Raw genomic sequence first — 4,193 nt, 5'->3', positions numbered from 1 at the left:
CCAGCAGGAGACGCGGTCCGGGCCGCCGCGCCGTTCGGCCCTGGCCGGCCTCACCGACGACTGGCTGAACGGCCTCTTCACCGCCGCCACCGAACACGCGGGGGTACGCGGCGCCGCTCTCGTCGCCGTCGGCGGATACGGCCGCGGCGAACTCTCCCCGCGCAGCGACTTGGATCTGGTCCTGCTGCACGACGGATCGGCCGACGCCGGAGCCGTCTCGGCCCTGGCGGACCGGATCTGGTACCCCGTCTGGGACCTGGGCCTCGCGCTCGACCACTCCGTACGCACCCCGGCGGAGGCACGCAAGGCCGCGGGCGACGACCTCAAGGTCCACCTCGGCCTGCTGGACGCCCGCGCGGTCGCCGGCGACGTGGGCCTCGTCACCGCGCTGCGCACCCACGTCCTCGCGGACTGGCGCAACCAGGCCCCCAAGCGGCTGCCCGCCCTCCACGAGCTCTGCCAGGAGCGGGCCGAACGCATGGGCGAACTGCAGTTCCTCCTGGAACCCGACCTCAAGGAGGCCCGCGGCGGCCTCCGTGACGCCACAGCCCTGCGCGCCGTCGCCGCCTCCTGGGTGGCCGACGCCCCTCGCGAAGGACTCCTCGAAGCCCGCCGCGTCCTCCTCGACACCCGCGACGCCCTGCATCTGGTGACCGGCCGGGCCACCGACCGGCTCGCCCTGCAGGAACAGGACCAGGTCGCCGAGGCACTCGGCCTGCTCGACGCCGACGCCCTGCTCCGCCAGGTGTACGAGGCCGCCCGTACCGTCAGTTACGCCTCCGACGTCACCTGGCGCGAGGTCGACCGCGTGCTGCGCGCCCGCTCGATGCGCCCCCGCCTGCGCGCCATGCTCGGCGGCGCCAAACCCGCCCCCGACCGCACCCCGCTCGCCGAAGGGGTGGTCGAGGCGGACGGCGAGGTCGTCCTCGCCCGCTCCGCCCGCCCCGAGCGCGACCCCGTGCTGACCCTGCGCGCGGCCGCCGCCGCCGCCGAGTCCGGGCTCCCGCTCTCCCGCCACCTGGTGCGCCACCTCGCCGGAGCCGCGGCACCCCTCTCCGTACCCTGGCCCCCCGAGGCCCGCGAGGAACTGGTCACCCTGCTCGGCGCGGGCGAGGCGACCGTCGCGGTGTGGGAGGCGCTCGAAGCCGAAGGCATCGTCACGCGGCTGCTGCCCGACTGGGAGCGCGTCCACTGCCGCCCCCAGCGCAACGCCGTCCACACCTGGACCGTCGACCGCCACCTCGTCGAGACCGCCGTCCGCGCCTCCTCCCTGACCCGCCGGGTCGGGCGCCCCGACCTCCTGCTGGTCGCCGCCCTGCTGCACGACATCGGCAAGGGCTGGCCCGGCGACCACTCCGTGGCCGGCGAGGTCATCGCCCGCGACATGGCCACCCGCATCGGCTTCGACAAGGCCGACGTCGCGGTCGTCGCCACCCTCGTACGCCGGCACCTGCTGCTCATCGAGACCGCGACCCGCCGCGACCTGGACGACCCCGACACCGTCACGTCGGTCGCCGAGGCGGTCGGCTCCCTCTCCACCCTGGAACTGCTCCACGCGCTCACCGAGGCCGACGCGCTGGCCACCGGACCCGCAGCCTGGAGCACCTGGCGCGCCTCCCTCGTCGACGACCTCGTCGCACGGGTGGCCGCCGTACTGGCCGGAGAGGCACCCGCCGACCCCGGGCCCGCCGTGCCCGACGCCGAACAGGAACGCCTCGCCGTCGAGGCGCTGCGCACCCGCGAACCCGTCCTCGCCCTGCACACCCAGCCCGAACCGCCCTCCGAATCGGGCGAACCGGGCCCGGTCGGCGTCGAACTCCTCATCGCGCTGCCGGACCGGCCCGGGGTCCTGCCCGCCGTCGCGGGGGTGCTGGCCCTGCACCGCCTCACCGTCCGCGCCGCCGACCTGCGCGCCGTCGAGCTCCCCACCGAACTGGGCGAGTCCGCCGACCTGCTGCTGCTCAGCTGGCGGGTGGCCGCCGAGTACGGCGAGCTGCCCGAGGCCTCCCGCCTCCGCACCGACCTCCTGCGGGTGCTGGACGGGGCGCTCGACATCCAGGCCCGTCTCGCCGAACGGGAGTCCGCCTATCCGCGGCGGCGCGGCATCAAGGCCCCGCCGCCCCGGGTCACGGTCGCGTCCGCCGCCTCCCGGCAGGCCACGGTCATCGAGGTCCGCGCGCAGGACGCCCCGGGGCTGCTGCACCGCATCGGGCAGGCGCTGGAGGACAGCGCGGTACGGGTGCGCTCGGCCCATGTCGCGACGCTGGGTGCCAACGCGGTGGACACCGTCTACGTCACACGCGTGGACGGGACGGTCCTCTCCGACGAGGAGGCCGCCACCGTGGCGAAGTCGCTGGAGGCCGCCCTGCGCTGAGCGGGCCGTCCCGTCTCCCGGCGCGGGGGGCGGTACGGGCGGGAGCGCGCGCCCTCCGCCCGTACCGCCGCCGCCCGGTGCCGTCGCGCGCCCGCTCCGTACGTACCGATCGCCACCGGCGAGGACGGCCGCTCGCCCGGGCCGGATACTCTAGGAGGCGACCTGTTACGCCCCCGACCCTGAGGACCGACGAGCGCCGTGTTCGATACTCTCTCCGACCGCCTTGCCGCGACTTTCAAGAACCTCCGGGGCAAGGGCCGCTTGTCCGAGGCGGACATCGACGCCACGGCTCGCGAGATCCGTATCGCCCTGCTCGAAGCGGACGTCGCGCTTCCGGTGGTCCGCGCCTTCATCGCCAACGTCAAGGAGCGGGCGCGCGGCGCCGAGGTCTCCGGCGCGCTGAACCCGGCCCAGCAGGTCGTCAAGATCGTCAACGAGGAGCTCGTCTCCATCCTCGGCGGGGAGACCCGGCGGCTGCGGTTCGCGAAGAACCCGCCCACCGTGATCATGCTCGCGGGCCTCCAGGGTGCGGGTAAGACGACCCTCGCCGGAAAGCTCGGTCTCTGGCTCAAGGGGCAGGGCCACAGCCCCCTCCTCGTCGCCTGCGACCTCCAGCGCCCCAACGCCGTCAACCAGCTGAGCGTCGTCGCCGAGCGCGCCGGCGTCGCGGTGTACGCGCCCGAGCCGGGCAACGGCGTCGGTGACCCGGTGCAGGTCGCGAAGGACTCCATCGAGTTCGCCAAGACCAAGGTCCACGACATCGTCATCGTCGACACCGCGGGCCGCCTCGGTATCGACCAGGAGCTGATGCGCCAGGCCGCGGACATCCGCGACGCCGTCAGCCCCGACGAGATCCTCTTCGTCGTCGACGCGATGATCGGCCAGGATGCGGTCAACACCGCCGAGGCCTTCCGCGACGGCGTCGGCTTCGACGGTGTGGTGCTCTCCAAGCTCGACGGTGACGCCCGCGGTGGTGCCGCCCTGTCGATCGCCCACGTCACGGGCAAGCAGATCATGTTCGCGTCCAACGGCGAGAAGCTCGACGAGTTCGACGCCTTCCACCCGGACCGCATGGCCTCCCGCATCCTCGACATGGGTGACCTGCTCACCCTCATCGAGCAGGCGGAGAAGACGTTCAGCCAGGAAGAGGCCGCCAAAATGGCCTCCAAGCTGGCGTCGAGCAAGGGCAAGGACTTCACGCTCGACGACTTCCTGGCCCAGATGGAGCAGGTCCGCAAGATGGGCTCCATCTCCAAGCTGCTCGGCATGCTGCCCGGCATGGGGCAGATCAAGGACCAGATCGCCAACATCGACGAGCGCGACGTGGACCGCACCGCCGCGATCATCAAGTCGATGACGCCCAAGGAGCGCGCCGAGCCGACGATCATCAACGGCTCGCGCCGGGCCCGTATCGCGAAGGGTTCGGGCGTCGAGGTCTCCGCGGTGAAGAACCTCGTGGAGCGCTTCTTCGAAGCCCGCAAGATGATGTCGCGGATGGCCCAGGGCGGCGGGATGCCCGGAATGCCGGGGATGCCGGGCATGGGTGGCGGCCCCGGCCGGCAGAAGAAGCAGATCAAGCAGGCCAAGGGCAAGCGCAAGAGCGGCAACCCGATGAAGCGCAAGGCCGACGAGCAGGCCGCCGCGGACCGCCGCGAGCAGGCGGCGGCCCAGGGCGGCGCCTTCGGCGTGCCCGGCCAGGCCGCGCAGGGCAAGGACTTCGAGCTGCCGGACGAGTTCAAGAAGTTCATGGGCTGACCGCTGCGGGCCCGCCCGGTTCACGGGCGTCCGCAGGAGTGGGAAGGGGCGCGCACCGCGACGG

At 73.4% G+C, this 4,193-nt stretch carries 2 protein-coding genes; both read left to right on the top strand.

Going from position 1 to position 4,193, the window contains the following annotated elements:
* On the top strand, positions 1–2,374 hold a 2,374-nt coding region (locus tag ACFWEP_RS32435), incomplete at its 5' end, for a [protein-PII] uridylyltransferase (RefSeq protein WP_387375546.1).
* Between the two features lie 198 nt (positions 2,375–2,572).
* Positions 2,573–4,129 carry a signal recognition particle protein gene (ffh, locus tag ACFWEP_RS32430; RefSeq protein WP_387375544.1) on the top strand — a complete coding sequence of 519 codons (1,557 nt, stop codon included), beginning with the start codon at positions 2,573–2,575 and terminating at the stop codon, positions 4,127–4,129.
* The last annotated feature ends 64 nt before the right edge of the window (positions 4,130–4,193 follow it).

This window comes from Streptomyces sp. NPDC060198, assembly GCF_042728415.1.
In the GTDB taxonomy this organism is placed as follows: Bacteria; Actinomycetota; Actinomycetes; order Streptomycetales; family Streptomycetaceae; genus Streptomyces.
Note: the sequence above shows the minus strand (reverse complement) of the source record. Positions and strands in the feature narration are given on the sequence as shown.